General features: G+C 58.4%; 14 protein-coding genes. 3 read left to right on the top strand and 11 right to left on the bottom strand.

Annotated features, from left to right (window positions below; translation table 11 throughout):
* Positions 1 to 25 precede the first annotated feature (25 nt).
* The gene (locus PP263_RS04905) at positions 26 to 1,333 is read right to left on the bottom strand and encodes an FAD-binding oxidoreductase (protein ID WP_308367245.1); all 1,308 of its coding nucleotides are present in this window, start codon (positions 1,331 to 1,333) and stop codon (positions 26 to 28) included.
* 166 nt (positions 1,334 to 1,499) lie between these two features.
* On the opposite strand from PP263_RS04905, the gene PP263_RS04900 reads away from it, so the two are divergent.
* Both PP263_RS04900 and PP263_RS04895 read left to right on the top strand, forming a co-directional pair.
* Positions 1,500 to 2,834, top strand: a complete 1,335-nt coding sequence (locus tag PP263_RS04900; RefSeq protein WP_308367244.1) for a glutamine synthetase family protein — start codon at positions 1,500 to 1,502, stop codon at positions 2,832 to 2,834.
* A gap of 489 nt (positions 2,835 to 3,323) precedes the next feature.
* On the top strand, positions 3,324 to 5,471 hold the full coding sequence (locus PP263_RS04895) for a pre-peptidase C-terminal domain-containing protein (RefSeq protein ID WP_308367243.1): 2,148 nt from the start codon (positions 3,324 to 3,326) through the stop codon (positions 5,469 to 5,471).
* A 194-nt stretch (positions 5,472 to 5,665) separates the two neighbouring features.
* Here PP263_RS04895 and PP263_RS04890 read toward each other — a convergent pair whose 3' ends face one another.
* The 7 genes from PP263_RS04890 to PP263_RS04860 form a co-directional block, all read right to left on the bottom strand.
* Complete coding sequence (locus PP263_RS04890) at positions 5,666 to 7,333, bottom strand: AGCS family amino acid carrier protein (protein ID WP_308367242.1); 1,668 nt, start codon at positions 7,331 to 7,333, stop codon at positions 5,666 to 5,668.
* A 77-nt stretch (positions 7,334 to 7,410) separates the two neighbouring features.
* Complete coding sequence (locus PP263_RS04885) at positions 7,411 to 8,421, bottom strand: D-cysteine desulfhydrase family protein (protein WP_308367241.1); 1,011 nt, start codon at positions 8,419 to 8,421, stop codon at positions 7,411 to 7,413.
* A 205-nt stretch (positions 8,422 to 8,626) separates the two neighbouring features.
* Entirely contained in the window at positions 8,627 to 8,959 is a 333-nt protein-coding gene (gene yajC, locus PP263_RS04880; RefSeq protein ID WP_183456939.1) for a preprotein translocase subunit YajC, read from the bottom strand.
* Between the two features lie 110 nt (positions 8,960 to 9,069).
* Positions 9,070 to 9,516, bottom strand: coding sequence for a helix-turn-helix domain-containing protein (locus PP263_RS04875; protein WP_183456937.1), 447 nt, complete (start codon positions 9,514 to 9,516; stop codon positions 9,070 to 9,072).
* A 370-nt stretch (positions 9,517 to 9,886) separates the two neighbouring features.
* Positions 9,887 to 10,363, bottom strand: a complete 477-nt coding sequence (bcp, locus tag PP263_RS04870; RefSeq protein ID WP_308367240.1) for a thioredoxin-dependent thiol peroxidase — start codon at positions 10,361 to 10,363, stop codon at positions 9,887 to 9,889.
* A gap of 66 nt (positions 10,364 to 10,429) precedes the next feature.
* A complete protein-coding gene (locus PP263_RS04865; protein ID WP_183456933.1) occupies positions 10,430 to 10,951 on the bottom strand; it encodes a DUF2244 domain-containing protein in 522 nt (173 codons plus the stop codon).
* An 89-nt stretch (positions 10,952 to 11,040) separates the two neighbouring features.
* Positions 11,041 to 11,244: a hypothetical protein gene (locus PP263_RS04860; RefSeq protein WP_308367238.1), complete on the bottom strand. Its 204-nt coding sequence runs from the start codon at positions 11,242 to 11,244 to the stop codon at positions 11,041 to 11,043.
* Between the two features lie 109 nt (positions 11,245 to 11,353).
* On the opposite strand from PP263_RS04860, the gene PP263_RS04855 reads away from it, so the two are divergent.
* Entirely contained in the window at positions 11,354 to 12,481 is a 1,128-nt protein-coding gene (locus PP263_RS04855) for an IS256 family transposase (protein ID WP_308367237.1), read from the top strand.
* Positions 12,482 to 12,523: 42 nt separating this feature from the next.
* Here the strand turns inward: PP263_RS04855 and PP263_RS04850 are convergent, their stop codons facing one another.
* The 3 genes from PP263_RS04850 to PP263_RS04840 form a co-directional block, all read right to left on the bottom strand.
* A complete protein-coding gene (locus PP263_RS04850; RefSeq protein ID WP_308367236.1) occupies positions 12,524 to 12,850 on the bottom strand; it encodes a hypothetical protein in 327 nt (108 codons plus the stop codon).
* A gap of 110 nt (positions 12,851 to 12,960) precedes the next feature.
* Positions 12,961 to 13,338, bottom strand: coding sequence for an immunity 8 family protein (locus PP263_RS04845; RefSeq protein WP_308367235.1), 378 nt, complete (start codon positions 13,336 to 13,338; stop codon positions 12,961 to 12,963).
* Positions 13,335 to 17,834 carry a hemagglutinin repeat-containing protein gene (locus tag PP263_RS04840; protein ID WP_374693717.1) on the bottom strand — a complete coding sequence of 1,500 codons (4,500 nt, stop codon included), beginning with the start codon at positions 17,832 to 17,834 and terminating at the stop codon, positions 13,335 to 13,337. Before PP263_RS04840 ends, PP263_RS04845 begins: the two co-directional genes overlap by 4 nt.
* Positions 17,835 to 17,871 lie beyond the last annotated feature (37 nt).

The following is a 17,871-nucleotide window of genomic DNA, read 5'->3' as shown; positions in this document are numbered from 1 at the left end:
ATCCCGCGTCGACTATTGCAATTGATCACCGCCCCAGCTTGTCTTTCAGGCTGTAATAGAGCATCCCTGCCACCAGCGCCGGCCAGCGCAGTAGTGTACCGCCCGGGAAGGTCGGTGTTTGAATTTGCGCCAATATATCAAAGCGCTCCTCCGTGCCCGCGATCACTTCGGCGATCAACTTTCCGGCAAGAGTGGCGGTGGGTACGCCGTGGCCGGAGTAGCCCTGGCTGTAAAACACATTGGGCTCCAGGCGCCCCAGGTGGGGCATGCGATTGAGGGTGATCGCCAGGGTACCGCCCCACCCGAAATCTATTTGCGTGTCCGCCAGCTGCGGGTAAACCCGCAGCATATATTCGCGCACGAAGCTGCGGATATCCTGCGGAAATCTGGAAGAGTAGTTTTCGCCGCCGCCGAAAATCAGCCGGTTGTCGCCGGAGAGCTTCCAGTAGTCGATTACGAACAAGGTGTCCTGCAGGGCGTAGTCGTTGGCAATCAACTCTTTTGCCAGGGACTCCGACAGCGGCTCGGTAGCCAGTACGAAATTGTTGATGGGCATGATCTTGCCCGCCATGCGCGTCTCCAGTTTGCCCAGATAGCCGTTGCAGGCCAGCACCACCTTCCCGGCCTTGACCCGCCCTTTAGAGGTTTCCACTGTGCAGGGAGAGACTCCGAGGTAACGGGTTACCCGGCTGTGCTCATAGAACTGCACTCCGGCCGCGGCGGCGGCGTCCGCCAGCCCCAGGGCGAAATTCAGTGGGTGCAGATGCAGGGAACCGCTGTCGATCTGGGCCCCGAAGTAGCGCTCCGAACCCACCAGCGAACGGACCTCCTCTTCGTCCGCATAGCGTATCTGCTCGTAGCCATAACGCTCCCGCAGTAGTTCCACTTCGTCTTTCAGGTGCTCATTGTGGCTGCGCTTCGCGGCCAGGTGCATAATACCGCGCTTCAGGTCGCATCGGATCTCGTGCCTGTGGATCAGCGCTTCCACCAACTGCACCGCCTCTACACTCATATCCCACAGGCATTTGGCGGTGTGCCGGCCGAGCATTTTCTCCAGGTCCTCCTGGCCGCGGCGTTGGCCCACGCCCACGTGACCGCCGTTGCGTCCGGAGGCACCCCAGGCCACCCGCTCGGCCTCCAGCACCACCACCTTGTAGCCGCGCTCAGCCAAGTGAAGAGCGGAAGACAGGCCCGTGTAGCCGGCGCCGATCACACACACATCCGCCTCCACAGTACCCTCGAGCGCCGGATATACCGGAGCCCGATTGGCGCTGGCGGCGTAATAGGAGTCAACGTGGCCGACCAGTTTGGTTACTGTGCCGGAGGCGGTCATAGGCAGCTTCTCTCTCAACGCTGGGCATCGGCGCAAAACCGAAACCACGACTCAATTTAAGTTGAATAATAATTCGGTTTCTTGACATAATCAAAGTCAGTGGCGGGGTGCGCTGCCGGCCATGCTTATACTACCCTCGGACGACCTTTTTCACGCTAGGTGCAACATGGACAAGATTACACAGTGGCTCGCGGAACACGATATTTCCGAAGTGGAGTGCCTGGTGCCCGATATGTCCGGCAATGCGCGGGGCAAATTTACCCCTACGGACAAATTCCTCACCGAAGACAGCCGCCTGCCGGAAAGTATCCTGGTACAGACGGTCACCGGTGACTATGTCGACGAGCACAACGAACTGGTGGACCCGGCGGATACCGATATGCTGCTGATGCCGGACCCGGACTCCATCCGCCTGAACCCCTGGGCCAACGAGCCCACCGCGCAGATCATTCACGACTGCTACACCCGCGACGGCGAGCCCCACCCCATCAGCACGCGCAACATTCTCAAGTTCGTGCTGGACAAATACGCGGCCAGGGGCTGGAAACCCATCGTCGCGCCGGAGGTGGAATTCTACCTGGTCAAGCGCAACCTGGACCCGGACGAAAAACTCTCCGCCCCGGTGGGCCGCTCCGGTCGCACGGAGAAAACCCGCCAGTCCTACAGTATCGACGCGGCCAACGAGTACGAGCCGATCATCGAGGACATGTACGATTTCTGTGAGGCGCAGGGCCTGGATGTGGATACGCTGATCCACGAGTCCGGCACCGCGCAGATGGAAATCAATTTCCTGCACGGCGACCCGCTGAAGCTTGCAGACCAGGTGTTTACCTTCAAACGCACCGTGCGCGAAACCGCCCTCCGCCACGGCATCTACGCCACCTTTATGGCCAAGCCGATGGAGGACGAGCCCGGCAGCGCGCTGCACCTGCACCAGAGCATCATCGATACGGAGACCGGCAAGAATATTTTTGTGGACGACCGCGGCGAGGAAAATGACATCTTCCTGCACTTCATCGGCGGCATGCAGCAGTATATCCCCGGCTTTATTTCTTTCTTTGCCCCCAACGTGAACTCCTACCGGCGCTTCACCCCGGAGATGGCTGCGCCCACGAGCCTGCACTGGGGTTACGACAACCGCACCACCGGCCTGCGGGTGCCGGACAGTTCGCCCCAGGGCAAGCGCCTGGAGAACCGCTTCCCCGGCGCCGACTGCAATCCCTATCTGGCCATTGCCGCCTCCCTGGCCTGTGGCTACCTGGGGATGATCAACAAAGTCGAACCCAGCGCACCCTACGAGGGCGACTGCTCTCAAGAGCCGATCACCCTGCCCCGCACCCAGGAACACGCCCTGAATCTCCTGCTGGAATGCAGGGAGGCCACGGAAATGTTCGGAGCGAAATTCGTGCGCGCATGGAGCGCGATAAAGCGGGACGAGTACGAGGAGTTCAACCGGGTGATCAGCTCCTGGGAACGGGAGTTTTTGTTGCTGAATGTGTAGAAACATCGGCGCAGCGGAAAAAATATTGAGTAGCCTCCGGCATCAGCGCTAATGGACAGAATTGCGCCTGCCGAGGGCCTTTTTATACTTGTACAGAATGGGACTAACGCACCAAAAAGCCCCTTTAACGAAGGATAACCCTCTCAATATGTGAAAAAATTCGCAAAAAGAACAAACTATTCCGCCATTTTTTAATTTTCCTATCATCAATCCCCATCAATCGCTGTACTCTTAACCGGTCCGGGAACACCGGACACGCAAACTCTATGGTTTGAGAAAGCGGAGCGCCATTGTCGCCAGTCGCGGCCCCTTCCGGCGTTCCGGCCTGTCTTCTGAATTCTGACCATTCCAGCGAGCCGGCCTGTACGGGTGTGGGGCTTTGCTTTTTCCGGCGCAGGGATACGGTCGCCGGAAAAGCATCGCACAGGGGTGATCCCCCTGCCCGTGGAGGTCCGGTGAACAACCAAAAGCAACAAGGAATATAAGACAATGAAGAAGCATCTATTAGGGATTACCTGCTCACTGGCCCTGATGGCCGGCGCCCAGGCTGCGGATCGTATTCCGGCGACCCCGGATATGCTTTCCGTCCAGGGCCTGGCCGCGACGGGAACGGATGTCACATTGGAGGAAGTGCGCTCCCGCACCCTGGCCAACGGCAAAACCATTACCCGCTATCGCCAGGTCCACGAGGGCATACCGGTGTGGGGGCAGACCGTCACCAGCGCATCGGGCCAGGGGCTGGCCGCGGAAGTCAGCGGCGATGTGCTCACCGGCCTGACTGTCGAGGTGCCCTCCGTGCAGCCCTCGATCAAGGCGGAGAATGCCCTGGAGCGGGCGATGTCACAGGCCATCAACAACCGCGTCCAGCAGGGCCTTGTTACCGGCGCGCTCTCGGTGCCGGCGCTGAAGCTGGCCGCCAAGAACCCGCGCCAGCAACTCTATATCCATGTGGATGACCAGGATCGCGCACGCCTCGCCTACCTGGTCAATTGGGTGGAGTACGGCGATGAGCCATCCCGGCCCTTTTACTTCATCGACGCCCTGACCGGCGAAGTGCTGGAGCACTGGGAGGGCATCACCCACGCCCAGGAGGCCACCGGTCCCGGCGGCAACCAGAAAACCGGCCAGTACCTGTACGGCACCGATTATCCGGCGATGATCGTGGATGACAGCTGCCGTATGGATACCACCAATGTCGAAACCGTGAACCTGAACCACGCCACCAGCGGTGGCAGTGTTTTCCAGTTCACCTGTCCGTATAACGACTTCAAGACCATCAATGGCGCCTACTCGCCGCTGAACGACGCCCATTTCTTCGGCGGCGTGGTCTTCGATATGTACAGCGACTGGTACGGTACCTCACCGCTGACTCAGAAACTGCGCATGCGTGTTCATTACAGTAACAGCTATGAAAACGCTTTCTGGGACGGCAGCCAGATGACCTTCGGCGACGGCGCCAGCACCTTCTATCCGCTGGTCAGCCTGGACGTGTCCGCCCATGAGGTCAGCCACGGCTTTACCGAACAGAATTCCAACCTGCAGTACTCCGGCCAGCCCGGCGGTATCAACGAGTCCTTCTCCGATATGGCCGGTGAGGCCGCCGAGTACTATATGCGCGGCAGCAACGACTGGCTGGTAGGAGCGGAAATCTTCAAGAGCAGCGGCGCACTGCGCTACTTTCAGGATCCGACCCAGGACGGCAGTTCCATCGGCCACGCCTCCGATTACTACAGCGGCATGGACGTGCACTACAGCTCCGGTGTCTTCAACCGGGCCTTCTACCTGATCGCCAACAGCAGCGGCTGGGACACCCGGCAGGCGTTCGATATCTTCGTGCTCGCGAACCAGATGTACTGGAACTCCGGCTCCAATTTTGTCGACGCAGCCTGCGGCGTGGTCTCGGCCACCGAGGACCTGTCCTACGACCTGAGCGCGGTGACCAGCGCTTTTGACACCGTGGGTGTGTCCACTGCCAACTGCGGCGGTGGCGGCGGCAATCCCGGCGGTGGCGAACTGGAGAACGGTGTGCCGGAGACCGACCTATTCGGCAGCACTGGCGATGAGATCCACTACACCCTGGAGGTGCCCGCCGGCGCCAGCAACCTGGCATTCCAGATCTCCGGCGGCAGCGGTGACGCAGACCTGTATGTGCGCTTCGGTTCTGCACCCACCACTTCCACTTACGACTGCCGCCCCTATCTCGGCGGCAACAATGAGACCTGCACCATCTCCAACGTACAGGCCGGCACTTACTATGTCATGGTACGCGCCTACAGCAGCTTCTCCGGCGTAAGCCTGGTGGGCAGCTTCGATGAGAGCGGTGGCGGCGGTGGTGGCACCGGCTGGGAGGAAACCAACCTGTCCGGCAGCCAGGGCTCCTGGCAGCACTTCACCCTGGAAGTGAACTCCGGCATGTCCTCGCTGAATGCGCAGATGTCCGGTGGCAGTGGCGACGCTGACCTGTATGTACGCTACGGCGCACAGCCCACCACCGGCAGCTATGACTGCCGGCCCTACAGCTCGGGCAATAACGAGAACTGCAGCTTCAGCAATCCAGCCGCGGGTACCTGGTACATCAGTATCCGCGCTTACTCCGCCTATTCCGGAGTGAGCCTGGAGGCCCAGGCGAGCCCCTGACTTTGGTTGAGGTAAAACGAGAAAGGGGCAGCCACTGGCTGCCCCTTTTTTGTCGATCTGTTGTCGGAAACAAATTTTGGCACCGAAGACACCCGCAGGGCGGGCACAGAAAAAGTGGCGCCAGCGGCGGACCTGCAGCCAGCATACCGAGCTGGAGCTCTGTGTTCCCGGGGTCCGCCCCTACAACCGTGTCCCTATTTGTGGCTCGGATCTTTCCAGTATTCCTTCACCGTATCCTTCATCTCCCTGGCCAGCACGGAAATACCGAACAGGTTTGGCAGCGTCATAATTACAATCGTCACCGCGGACAGATTCCAGATCACCGTGGTGTCCTCGATCGCGGCCCAGAAGAAGGCCACCACATACACCAGCCGGTAGGGCATTACCGCTCTGGGGCCGAACAGATAGATCATCGAGCGGTCGCCGTAGTAGGACCAGGCAATGGCGGTGGAAAAGGCAAACAGCAAAATACCGATGGTGACGATCAGGCTGCCGTACTCACCGAAGAAACCCTTCTGGAAGGCGCGGTTGGTCAGCGCCACCGAGTGCAGCAGTGAGTTGCCCCAAATATCCACATCCAGATTGGCGAACCTGCCTTCCGTTACCGTCAGCACACCGCTGTAATTATCTTCGCCCACCCGGTATTCGACATCCTCTGCCACAGAGCGGGCGTTGATCAGGGTGAATTCCCCTTCGTTCAGCGCCTTGCCGTCGGCGACCACCACAGAACCACTGTAATACTGCACTTCGCTCTCTTTGCCGCGCAGGAAATTGTACAACTGGTCCACATCTTCAGGATTTTTGTCGCTATAAGAGCCGGCCACCACGAACATGTCGGCGCGCTCAAACTGGTTCAGGTATTTTTCCGTCCAGGCTCCGGACGAGAGGATCACCAGCCCCGTTAGGGTACAGATGATGATGGTGTCGATAAACGGCTCCAGCAGGGAAACCATGCCTTCGGACACCGGCTCATCCGCCCGTGCGGAGGCGTGGGCGATAGGTGCCGAGCCCTGCCCCGCCTCGTTGGAAAAGAGACCGCGGTTCACCCCTCGATTGAAGGCGTAGGCAAAGCTGGCACCGAGGAAGCCACCCGCCGCGGCACTGCCGTTAAAGGCTCCGCTGAACACCTCAATAAAAGACGGAATGATATTCTGGTAGTTGTAAATGATCACCGCCAATGCGCCGATCACATAAAACACTGCCATCACCGGTACGATGGTGGAGGTGACTTTGGCAATCCTGGTGATACCACCGATGATCACCATGCCCAATAGTATCGCCAGGATACCGCCGGTCAGGGCCTTGTTCAGGCCAAAGGTATCGTACATGGCCTGGGCGATATTGTTTACCTGAGGCAGGCTGCCGGTGCCAAAGGAGCTGATCACCGTGGCAATGGCAAAGAGTACCGCCAGCCATTTCATGTTCAGCCGGCGCTCCATGTAAAACATGGGGCCGCCCGCGTAGTAACCGTCCGCCGCTTTGATACGGTATTTATGCGAAAGGGTCACCTCGACGAACTTGGTGGTCATGCCGAGGAACGCGGTGACCCACATCCAGAAGAGCGCCGCCGGACCGCCGAGGAAAATCGCCAGTCCCACACCGCCGATATTGCCTGTGCCAACAGTACCGGACAGTGCTGTGGCCAGGGCCTGGAAGTGAGAGGTGTCGCCGGGATCACTGGGTTTGTCATACTTACCCTGGGTGATTTTAACCGCGTGGCGGAAATAACGGATCTGGGGAAATCCGAGATACAGGGTAAAGAAAAGGCCGACGCCCAAAAGCACCCATGGGAACCAAGGCGCGGAGCCGAGGATTCCATCCAGTGATAAGAGCAGATGATTGAAAGATTCCAAACTAACCACCACTACTTTAATTCTGATTATTTTCTGTACAGAGGCAAATGCCAATTGTTGCGCAGGTTAGCAGTTTCCGGAAAAGTTTATAAGAGGAATGAAAACTTCTCCCGGTGGGGGAATAATCCGAACTGACCGCCGGTATGCACGAATACCAGATTCTCAGTATCGTGGTAGCAGCCCCGGTGGAGTTCCTGTAGCAGGCCACCGAACGCTTTGCCGGTGTAAACCGGGTCCAGCAACAGCCCCTCCTGCCCGGCCGCTTCGGCGATGGCGCGGTATACCGTCTCGTCGGCCTCGGCGTAACCGGGACCGATATATCCATCATTGACCTGAATGTTCAGCTTCCCGGCGTCCGGCAAGGTGTTTCCCGCTTCGCGCCACTGCTCAATATCGTCCCGTACCTTGCGCTGAAAATACTCGGCGTTATCGCACACCGCATAACCGGTAACCTGCGCCCGGCTGCCCAGCAGGTGGCAGCCCAAGGTCAGGCCGGCTTGTGTACCGCCGCTGCCGGTGGCACAGATGATATGTTCAGGCTCGAAACCCTGGTCCCGACAGTCCGCGAGCAGCTCTTCGGCGCCGGAGATATAACCCCAGACACCCAGGCCGTCGCTACCCCCCGTCGGAATACACAACGCTTTATGGCCGCGCTGCACGTAGAAGTCCCGCCAGTGTGCGAACAGCTTGTCGAGTTCGGCGAAGTACTGGCGTGCGGGATAAAAAGCCGCGGATGCGCCCGCCAGGTAATCCACCAACAAGTTGCCGTCCGGCACCTGCTCCTCTTCGCCGCGCAGGATCAGTTGCACCCGCAGTCCCAGGCGCGCCCCCACCAGCGCTGTGGTGCGACAGTGGTTTGACTGCACACCGCCGCAGGTGATCAGGGTATCGCACCCCTGCTCTTTAGCCACCCCGGCAATAAATTCCAGCTTGCGCAGCTTGTTGCCGGACATGGCAGTCTCAGTGAGGTCGTCGCGTTTGACCCAGATTCGCGGCCCGCCGTGTGGGGTGGAGAATTTTTCGGTAATCCGGTCCAGAGGCTGCAGTGGGGTGGGCAGCCGGGCCATGTGAATCCGAGGCGGATAGGTGAGAGACATAGACTCTTCCTCACGACGTAAGGCTCTGCGCCAACTCTGTAGGAGCGGCCCATGGCCACGATCGGGTAAATTCGGATACTGATCGCGGCCATGGGCCGCTCCTACAAATTTAAAGGGCCTGCGGCAGCATAGGGAACTGGAGTCCTCGCTCCGCGCAATAAAAAAACCCGGGCAACGCCGGGTTTATGTCAAATGCGTCGCAGTATCAGATCTTCTTGATCGTGCCTTTCGGCAGTACCGCGTGCACCGCTACTTTCTGGAACTTGAGCGACATGTTGTCGGCGACCTCCAGAACGATGTAGTCGTCGTCCACCTTGTCAATACGGCCCAGCATACCGCTGGTCATCACCACTTCATCGCCCTTCTTCAATGCGCTGACCAGTTCCTGGTGTTCCTTTTGACGTTTGCGTTGCGGGCGAATAATGAAAAACCACATAAACGCAAACAGGCCCGCGAACATCAGCAGGGTTATGATTGGGTTACCCTGTGGCGCCGGAGCCGCCTCCTGTGCCACAGCAGCGGGAATAAAAAAGCTCATGAAAACCTCTAAGAATCGGCCTTGAATAATTGTGGGCCAACTCTAGCGGGTTTGTCGTCTGCAGGCAATGCATAGGGCCGGCCATGGCCGGCCCGCTCGCCCCGACAGGATCAAAAGCGCTGGCGCACCTGCCGGCGGTAGCCGGTGGGCGACATGCCGGTCCAGCGCTTGAAGGCGCTGGTGAAGCTGGTCCTGTCGGAAAAGTCCAGGATACGGGAAATGCCGTCGACACTCAGTGCAGTATCCTTGAGGAAGTGCACCGCATGGCGGAAACGCACATGGTCGCGCAGCGAGGCAAAACTGAGATTGTGCTCCTGCAGGCGGCGCTGCAGAGTACGGGTGGACATGCTGAGATCGGAGGACACCGGGCGAATTGCCAGGGATGCCTTGCCGATACGCTGTTCCAACACATCGATCACCCGCGCGGCTATACCGAAGCTGGTTGCTTCCGGCGGCGCCAGCAACTGGTCGAGGATATTGGAGTCACCAGAGAGTCTGGCCTGCTGCAGGGGCTTATCTTCTGAAAGAGAAGCCTGGTCTGGCTGAATTTGGTTCATCGAGCTGCTCCTTATGGGGTCCGTGAGCCGCGGTTATTCTTCTACGCCCGCTTCCTGCGATTCCCTGTTACCACAACCTGCTCTCCCTGGCTTATTGCGAGAGCAGACTACTATCCGAGTGCTGGGAGGCACCTGAAACAGACATCGAATCCTTCACAGAGCTGTACAAATTTTATCCTTTAACGCTCCGACACCTCCCCCGAGGGGGTACAACTCCGGTGCCGGCGCACCTTTACACAACGGAGTATAGACCATGGAGGGAAAATGCAAGGGACGACAGGTGATTTTTTTGGGCCGTGTCACAAATGACAGGTTAGAGGTGATCTAGGGCCCTGACCCACTCCAGGGGGCCAGGGTTCGAACGCAAGGGCTATGCGAGATTCTCCCGAATCCAGCCCAGCACATCGTCGTGGTGACTCTTGGTTTTGACCTTGTCGATGATATGGCGCAGACGGCCACTCTTGTCGATGATAAAGGTGGTGCGCAGCAGGCCCATGTACTCCCGTCCCATAAACTTCTTCAGGCCCCAGCAACCGTACTTGTCGGCAACTTTGTGATCCTCGTCGGCGAGCAGGTCGAAATTCAGCTCGTGTTTGTCGATAAACTTCTGAAGCTTGCTCTCCGGGTCCGGGCTCACCCCGAGCACCACAGTATCCAGTTTGGCGAAGTCCCCGGCACTGTCGCGAATGCCGCAGGCCTGGGTGGTACAGCCCGGTGTCAGCGCCTTGGGATAGAAATAGAGCACCACGTTCTTTTTGTCGCGGAAATCCTTGAGCGACACCTTCTCGCCGCTCTGATTCGTCAGTGTAAAGGCCGGTGCCAGATTGCCGATCCTGGGAAATGCCATCGATGCCCCCTGTAGAGCTGCTTTGAACCAGCCGGGGATTATACGGGAGCGAAAAGCGGATTAAAGTCAGAACTCCTCTACCCGGTAACAGCGCTCTTTCTGCGCGCAGATACCGCACTCACCAAGCTTCTGCACCAGCGAAGCCCGCTCGGCATCGGTGAGGAACTCCCCCACTTCCAGACAGCCCTCGGGCCCGCTGAAGCTGATGGACGCCGGCTCTGTAGCGCTGCCACCCATACGCACCAGCACCGACAGGCTGTCGCGGGCAAACTCCTGGTGATAGATGCTCTGCTGCCGGTAGCCCCGGCAGCAGTCCAATACCACCCGCTCCGCGTTGATACGGATCACCTCCCGGCGCGACCCCTCCAGGTACACATAGCCGAACAGCACCGCCAGCAACAGCAGCTCCAGCCCCGCGAAGGGCAGGATCATCCAGGCCCCCGCGAAAGCGAAAGCGAGGCTGATGCCCAGGGAGACGGCCACCAGAGAGATGAACACCCAGAGATTGCCCGAAAGGGACAGGGACTGGTTGGGGGCCAGCAGGATGCAGGCGCTGCGGGGGGAAGTGCGGCCGACTTCGGTGACCATAACTGCGGTTCCGGATGCTGCCTGATTTCAGTGTAGCACCGTGGTAAAAGGAGCCCAACGAGGGGCTCCAGCTATAGAGCCCACGGCGGCTAGAGAGACACGGCGCCATTTGCTGCGGTGCTATCGATCCGGCCTTTCCGGGCTTCGCGCGAGACTCTACCGCCGGTTTCGATGCCGCTGGTGAGATGTTCGGTGCGCTCGCTGATGTGGCCGCTGGCGGTCCAGGCGGCGCTGCTTCTTCTGATCACCGGGTTGGTTTCTATCAGGTAGAAGCTGCCGGCCTCCGATTTCAAATACCTACGGACTGGACAGGATACGTCTACAGAGAAGCGAGGCGACCGTCTCGGGTAGTGTTCAGAATTCTGTGTCATTTCTTTACCATACGCAAAAAAGAGATGACTCATGACCAAACCTACATTCGACATGGATGCCGCTGTCAAGGCGCTGCGTGAGGGCAAAGACCTCAGCGGCAAAGACGGCATCCTGACCCCACTGATCAAACAACTCACCGAAGCTGCCATGAAGGCGGAGCTGGAGGAGCACCTCGCCAGCGAGGACAAGCCCAACCGCAAGAATGGCACCACGTCCAAAACTATGAAAAGTCCCGCTGGCAGCTTCGAGCTGCAGGCGCCGCGGGATCGGGCTGGCACCTTCGAGCCGCAGATCGTCAAGAAGCACCAGACCCAGCTTACCGACGAACTAGAGCGCAAGATTATCGCCCTATTTGCTCTGGGTAACAGCTACCAGGACATCCGTACACACATTGCCGAAATCTACGGAATGGAACTCTCCAACGGCACCATCAACGCAATCACAGACAAGCTGCTGCCCGAGCTTCAGGCATGGCGTGAGCGCGATCTGGAGGCCGTCTATCCCATCGTCTGGCTGGACGCCATCCATTACAAAATCAGGGAAAATGGCCGCTATGTCAGCAAGGCCATCTACACCATTCTTGGCCTGAACATCGAAGGCAAGAAAGAGCTGCTGGGGCTCTATCTGTCCGACCAGGAGGGCGCCCATCACTGGCTGAGCGTACTTACCGACCTCCACAACCGCGGGGTCAAGGACATCCTGATTGCCTGTGTAGACGGCCTGAAGGGCTTCCCTGAAGCCATCGAGAGCATCTATCCCAACACCGAGATCCAGCACTGCATCATCCATCAGATCCGCAACTCGATGAAATACGTCGCCTCAAAAAATCAGAAGGTCTTCATGGCCGACCTCAAGTGCATTTACAAAGCGGCAACGCTCACTGCCGCCGAGAGCGCCCTGGACGAGCTGGAGGCCAAGTGGGGCGATAAGTACCCAATGGTGATCAAGTCCTGGCGCAGCAAGTGGCCGACCCTGTCGGCCTACTTCAAATACCCGGATTACGTGCGTACGGCGATTTACACCACCAACGCCGTCGAGGCTGTCCACCGCCTGAAAGCCTCCGAGCGATGGACGCATCCGATTCAGAACTGGAACCTGACGCTATCACAGCTGACGATCCACTTCCCGGACCGCCTGGAGAAATACATCAGCCTGTGAGACTATTTGGCTGACACAGAGTTTTGAACACCCTCTTTGATTTCAGTTGTAGAATATCACGTCAAAAATAGAACTGTCCCCGTTTTCCCCGGTCCCCGTTTTCCCCGGTGAATGAAATGCGCCGTCTACCGAACTGCCCCGTCTACCGAACTGCCCCAACTTTCCTCTATTTTTCTTCAAATGATTTATATCATATCCAGCCCAGCCAAATTCTTGGGTATCATTTTCTGTAGCTATCTCAGCATTAAAATCTTCTAGTAGAGTTAAGGATGATTTCTTAATGTCAGGCACATCCTCTGGCTTATTCCAACCTTGCTCGCATTCCTCACAGTGTAGATAAAGCTTTTTTTCAGATAAGTTCTTCATCAAGATTAGCCTTCCTTACTTACACAAAGAACATACCCCAATATAAAAATATTTCACCATTAGCCTCTAGCAGGATAAGTCGATTTTATTTATCCCAGAAGCAACCCTTATCTCTATAAGCTTTTAGAAACATAGTCCTCATATTCCCAATGAGCATATCGAGCAATCTTTTCTGAAAATTTTAAATCATCATCCCCGGTAAAGATCTCAAGCAGTTCTTGCAATTTCTTGTTTACTTCCGACTCAATCAATTCCGTATCATATTTCCTAATAATTAGCATATGCCTACCCCAGACAGATTGAGCAGAATCCAACTTTCTACTAATCCATTCTGGAGTACAAACTAACAAATTAAAATAAGTGGAACCTTCCTCGCCTTTTACGCCAATAGACAAGGTAACCCATTCGGAGAAGCAATATTCATCTTCTGGCCAATAGTTGGCCAGAAGATCTCCTCCCACATCTATCTGTTTGATTTCATTTAATTTCATTCTTCAATTACCAAATGAGCATTGCTAATAATAGTTTTTCCATCTTCACTCAAAACTTCAAAGTTAGCCTGAGTCCCTGTCGGATTGTATTTTTCTGGCGTATTGGGCTTTCTCGTAGGAGGACGATATCTTCTTGTTCCATCTGCACTGACTAGTGTTTTCCCATCACTAGCAACCCTGTATCCATCACCAACCCAAACCTTACCTAACTCTTCAGCCTCTGAAGCACTTGCCTTGCCAACACCAAAGTTTGGATTCCCGGTTCCACTACCTTTTACAGCGTCAGCCAAACGCTCGTCATAACTGGCAATAGCATCTAAGTCCTGTTTTTTCAGCTCGTCTTTATAACGCTGATGATCCGAGAGAGTGTCAGATTTAGATTTTCCAGCATTATCAACCCCGCTGTAAAAATCATCAGCTTCACCTTGAGAAGCATTCGATTGATTCGAAGAGCTATTCTGGCTATTTGTCTTGCTATTCTTCTTAGCCGATTTCGCCAAACCCTCAGCCGCATCCACTACCTTGCCGGCTACTTTGCCAGCCGTGCCAAGCGCCACATCCACTCCGATACCGATAGCTACATCAGCAGCGGGGTTCGAGGGGTCCTGGTAGGTTTCCGGTAGCAGGTTGTTCAGGACTTCCTGCCCGAAGCTGCTCCGGTATTCGCCGGTCGCCTGCTGGTAGCCGTCTGCTGTTGCAGTGGCGGACAGGGCCGTAAGCGCGGCTGTGCCGGCGGTTGCCACACAGCCGACGCCGGTAGCGGCGCAGACGGGTGCAGAGGCCACTGTGGCGATGCCGCTGCTGACGGTGGCCGCGCCGCCGAGAACAGCTTGTGTGGCTCCCTGTCCACGGGCAATCGTTTCCCCGTTGGCCCTGAGCCAGTCTTGTGTGCCGTCTATCCAGTCATGTTCAAACAGGTCATCGCCGGCATTGCCGAGCAGGTTCTGCCCTTCTTCTATCAGTGTCTCGCCGGCGGCTTGCAGGTTTTTGAGAGTCTGATAATTGGGATCAGTTTCTGGCACACCTTCTGCGCAATGGGTCTTGGCGCAGGCCTCGGCGGTGGCATTGGCGATCAGTTGGTCTTTGGTTTCCTGATTGTAGGGGGCGCGCTGGACTTGGTCGATAATCGCACCCAAGGCCTCGGTTTCCTGTCGCCTGAGTGGCCGGTATTCAACATTGCCGGGGTTGCTCTCGACCTGGGAGACAAACTGCTCGGTATTTTGGGCAATCAGCTCCGAGCTGGTGTTGCCCACATGGTTGTTGGTCAATCCGGTATCGACGGTACCCAGGCCGTTGTTGGCGAAGCTGAAGTCGTAGTTGTCCGCGGCGTATTCGCCGCGCAGGTCGGCATAGTCTTCGTTGAGTTCACCCCGGTTGCGGGTTTTTCCTTGTTCGATCTGCGTGTGGGTGACTTCGTGGCCCATCGTCTCCATATAGTCGAGGGCGTTGTTCTGGGCGTTGTCGTTGATGTAGAGACTGCTGCTGGTGCCGTCTTCGGAGACGTGGGCGCCGCCGATAAAGGTGTTGGCGGCGACGACTTTGGCTTCGTCGATGTTGATGTCGTAGACGTCGGCATAGGCCTGGGCGTAGGCGTCGATGGCCTGTTGTTTTTGCTCGGGGGTGGCGTTTGCCAAGTCGTTGAGGATGCTGGCGTTTTCGCCGCCGTCCCGGGTGACGAGCAGTTTCTGGACGTCCAGGTCTTTTTGTACGTCGCCGATATGCTGGAAGGTGTCCTGCAGGTCGACGCTCTCTTCGGTGGCGATGTCGGCGATGGATTCGCCCAGCAGTTCGGTGCGCTTGACGTCCTCCTTGATTTCCTTGCGACCCTCTTCGCTCAGCAGCCGGTGATCGACAGTGACATCGACATTCCCTTCCTGCCGGTCAACTTCGAACAGTTCCTTTTCCGTGCTGGTTACGTCGCGGTTGAGGCCGGCCAGCTCGCCGTTCTTCCCGCTGTCCTCGTCGCGGACGGTGATATTGCCCTGCCCTACGGTGGCCAGGCTCTTGTCCTTGCTGTAGTGGCTGTTGTTGCTGTACTGGACGTTGGAGGTGTTCAGTTTGAGGTCGTCGTTGCCGGTTGCATCCTGTGCGTTTTTCTGCGCGGGATCGGCGGGGTTGGCGCCGTTGAGTCCGACGCTGGTGCTGATGCCGGCGCTCTGTTGGCTTTGGTAATTGGTGTTGCTGAGGTCGGCGTAGTCGAGGGTGCCGGTGCTCAGTTCGAGGTTGCCGAGGTCGTTGCCTTCTTCGTCTAGGGTGGCGATCAGGGCGCCGGTGACCTGGGTGTGGCCGCCGACGTCGACGGTGGCTTCGCCGCCGGCTGTGAGGCTGGTGAGGACGGTTTCCTTGCTCTGGTAGCGGCCGTTGGCGCTGTTGGCGCCGCCGTTGACACTGGCGAGGCTGCTGTCCTTTCCGCCGCTCGTGCCGAAGCCGCCGCTGATGCCGGCGCTGGTGTTGCTGCCGCTGGCGCGGTTCTGCTGGGATTCGGCGGTGAGGTCGCCGGCGATGTTGACATCCAGTTGGCGGTTGGCATGGACGTTGGCGCCGGTGAGGGCGGCGTCGCCGGTGGTGGTCAAGCTGATGTTGTCGGCGTTCAGGGTGCTGTTGTTGTAGGTGGTCTGCCGGTCGCGGCTCTGGCTGCGGTCCATGCTGGCGTTGACCGCGGGGCCGCCGGTGGCGCCGTAGACGGTCTGCTGGACGCTGATATGGCCGTGCTCTGTCTGGGTCCGGCTGCTGGCGGTGTCCTGGCTGGCGGTGATGTCGAGGTCGCTGGTGTCGATGGCGATGCGGTTGTCCGCTTGCAGGTGGCTGCCCTGGATCAGGGTGTTGCCTGTGGTTTCCCCTCCATTGCCGCTGTCGGTTTTGATGCGGATATTGCTGCCGCTGAGGCTGCTGGCCAGGGAGCTGGTCTGGTGGCTTTCTGTGTTGGTTTTGCTGGCGTCGATATCCAGTTGCACGCCGGCGTTGAAGCCGTAGGTGCCGGTGCTCTGGGCGGCGGTGGCGGTTTGCTGCACCAACAGGGTGGTTTTGGCGGTGACGTCCGCGGCCGCGGCGGCGACGCCGGCCAGGTACCATTCCTTGTCGCCTTCGGCGTCGTCGATGATCTGTTTGAGTTCGACGATATCCGCCTGGGTGACGCCCGGTGCGCCGTTGGCGTAGTCGGCTTCCAGCTGGTCCAGGGTGTCTTCGAGGTTATCCAGGTCCTTCTGGTATTTGCGGTAGTCTTCCTTGGCCTGCTTCAGGTTGTCGGCGGACTCCTGCAGGGCCACAGCGGCCTTGGCCACTTCCACGGCCTGGTGCTGTACCACCACGCTCATCTCGGCGCTGCCGGTGGTTTCGCTGGTTTTTGTTTGCAGGCTGTCTTTGGCTTCCTTGATGGTGACGTTTTCGCCGGAGAGGACGACGTCGCCTTCGCCTGAAGTATCCCCATCGGCGGCGAGGTTGGAGCCTTCGATGGTGAGGTCGCCGATGGCGTTCAGTTCGATGTCGTTGCCGGCGCTGAGATTGCTGCCTTTGTGGCTGACCTGGGTGCTTTCGCTGTCGAGCTGGTGGTACTCGGCGTCGGCCAGTTTGATCTTGAGCTGGCCGTCCTCGACTTTGACCAGGTCGTCCGGGTCGGCGAGGCTCTGCGCGGCGTCGCCGGCGCTGACCCGCACCTGTTTTTCATCCTGGGTGGTGTGGGTGGTTTCCCGGGCGGCGAGGATTTCGAGGTCGCCGATATCGGTTTCGGCGACGATGTCGTTGCCGGCGCTGAGGTCGGAGCCGATGATCTTGGCGCGGCCGGCGTGGATGTTGATATCGTTGCCGGCGCTGATCTGGCTGCCCTGGGCCAGGGTTTGCTGGGTGGCGCCGCTCTGTTGCTCCGAAGAGTAGAAGTCCCCGCCGCTGAAGTAGCCGGAGTCTTCGGACCAGGAACTGGTGGATTCGATGACTTCGCCGGCGGCGATCAGCAGGTCGTCCACGGCGGTGAGGTTGATGTCGCCGCTGCCCGCCACCAGGTTGCCGGCGGCGAGGGTGATGTTTTTGGCGGCGTCAAGGCTGATATTGCCAGAGGCACTGTTGAGTTCGGAGGCGGCCAGTTGCAGCTGGTAGCTGGCTTCGCCCAGGCTTTCGTTTTCAAAACCGCCAGATTCGGTTTTGGCGCTGAGGTGGGATTCCTCGTAGGCGCTGGCGGCGACGGTGATGTCCTGGCCGCTGAGGGCGATATCCTTCTCCGCATGGATGCCGCTGCCCAGCACCGCCACATCGCCGTCCGCGGCGACGGTGACCTGGCCGCCCTTGGCGGTGATATTGGAACCGACCACCTGTTCGCTGTGGTGCTGTTCGGTGACGGTCTTGTCCTTGTCGAAGGTGCCGGAGCCTTTTTCCTCTCGGTGGTAGTCGGTGGTCTGGCTGTCGGTGACGGACGCGATGGTGATGTCGCCACCGGCCTGCAGGCCGACATTGCCACCGGCGGTCAGTTCGGCGCCGGACAGGCGGGTGTCGCCGCCGCTGGCCAGTTGGAGGTTGCCGCCAGCCTCGATGCCGCTGGTGAGG

The sequence above is a fragment of the Microbulbifer sp. TB1203 genome, from assembly GCF_030997045.1.
Lineage (GTDB): Bacteria > Pseudomonadota > Gammaproteobacteria > Pseudomonadales > Cellvibrionaceae > Microbulbifer.
Note: the sequence above shows the minus strand (reverse complement) of the source record. Positions and strands in the feature narration are given on the sequence as shown.

Bases quoted from the DNA above. Each gene is read 5' to 3' on its own strand.
- PP263_RS04885 (WP_308367241.1), bottom strand. From the start codon at position 8,421: ATGTCTCTCACCTATCCGCCTCGGATTCACATGGCCCGGCTGCCCACC.
- PP263_RS04900 (WP_308367244.1), top strand. From the start codon at position 1,500: ATGGACAAGATTACACAGTGGCTCGCGGAACACGATATTTCCGAAGTG.
- PP263_RS04855 (WP_308367237.1), top strand. From the start codon at position 11,354: ATGACCAAACCTACATTCGACATGGATGCCGCTGTCAAGGCGCTGCGT.
- PP263_RS04895 (WP_308367243.1), top strand. From the start codon at position 3,324: ATGAAGAAGCATCTATTAGGGATTACCTGCTCACTGGCCCTGATGGCC.
- bcp (WP_308367240.1), bottom strand. From the start codon at position 10,363: ATGGCATTTCCCAGGATCGGCAATCTGGCACCGGCCTTTACACTGACG.
- PP263_RS04845 (WP_308367235.1), bottom strand. From the start codon at position 13,338: ATGAAATTAAATGAAATCAAACAGATAGATGTGGGAGGAGATCTTCTG.
- yajC (WP_183456939.1), bottom strand. From the start codon at position 8,959: ATGAGCTTTTTTATTCCCGCTGCTGTGGCACAGGAGGCGGCTCCGGCG.
- PP263_RS04865 (WP_183456933.1), bottom strand. From the start codon at position 10,951: ATGGTCACCGAAGTCGGCCGCACTTCCCCCCGCAGCGCCTGCATCCTG.
- PP263_RS04905 (WP_308367245.1), bottom strand. From the start codon at position 1,333: ATGACCGCCTCCGGCACAGTAACCAAACTGGTCGGCCACGTTGACTCC.
- PP263_RS04875 (WP_183456937.1), bottom strand. From the start codon at position 9,516: ATGAACCAAATTCAGCCAGACCAGGCTTCTCTTTCAGAAGATAAGCCC.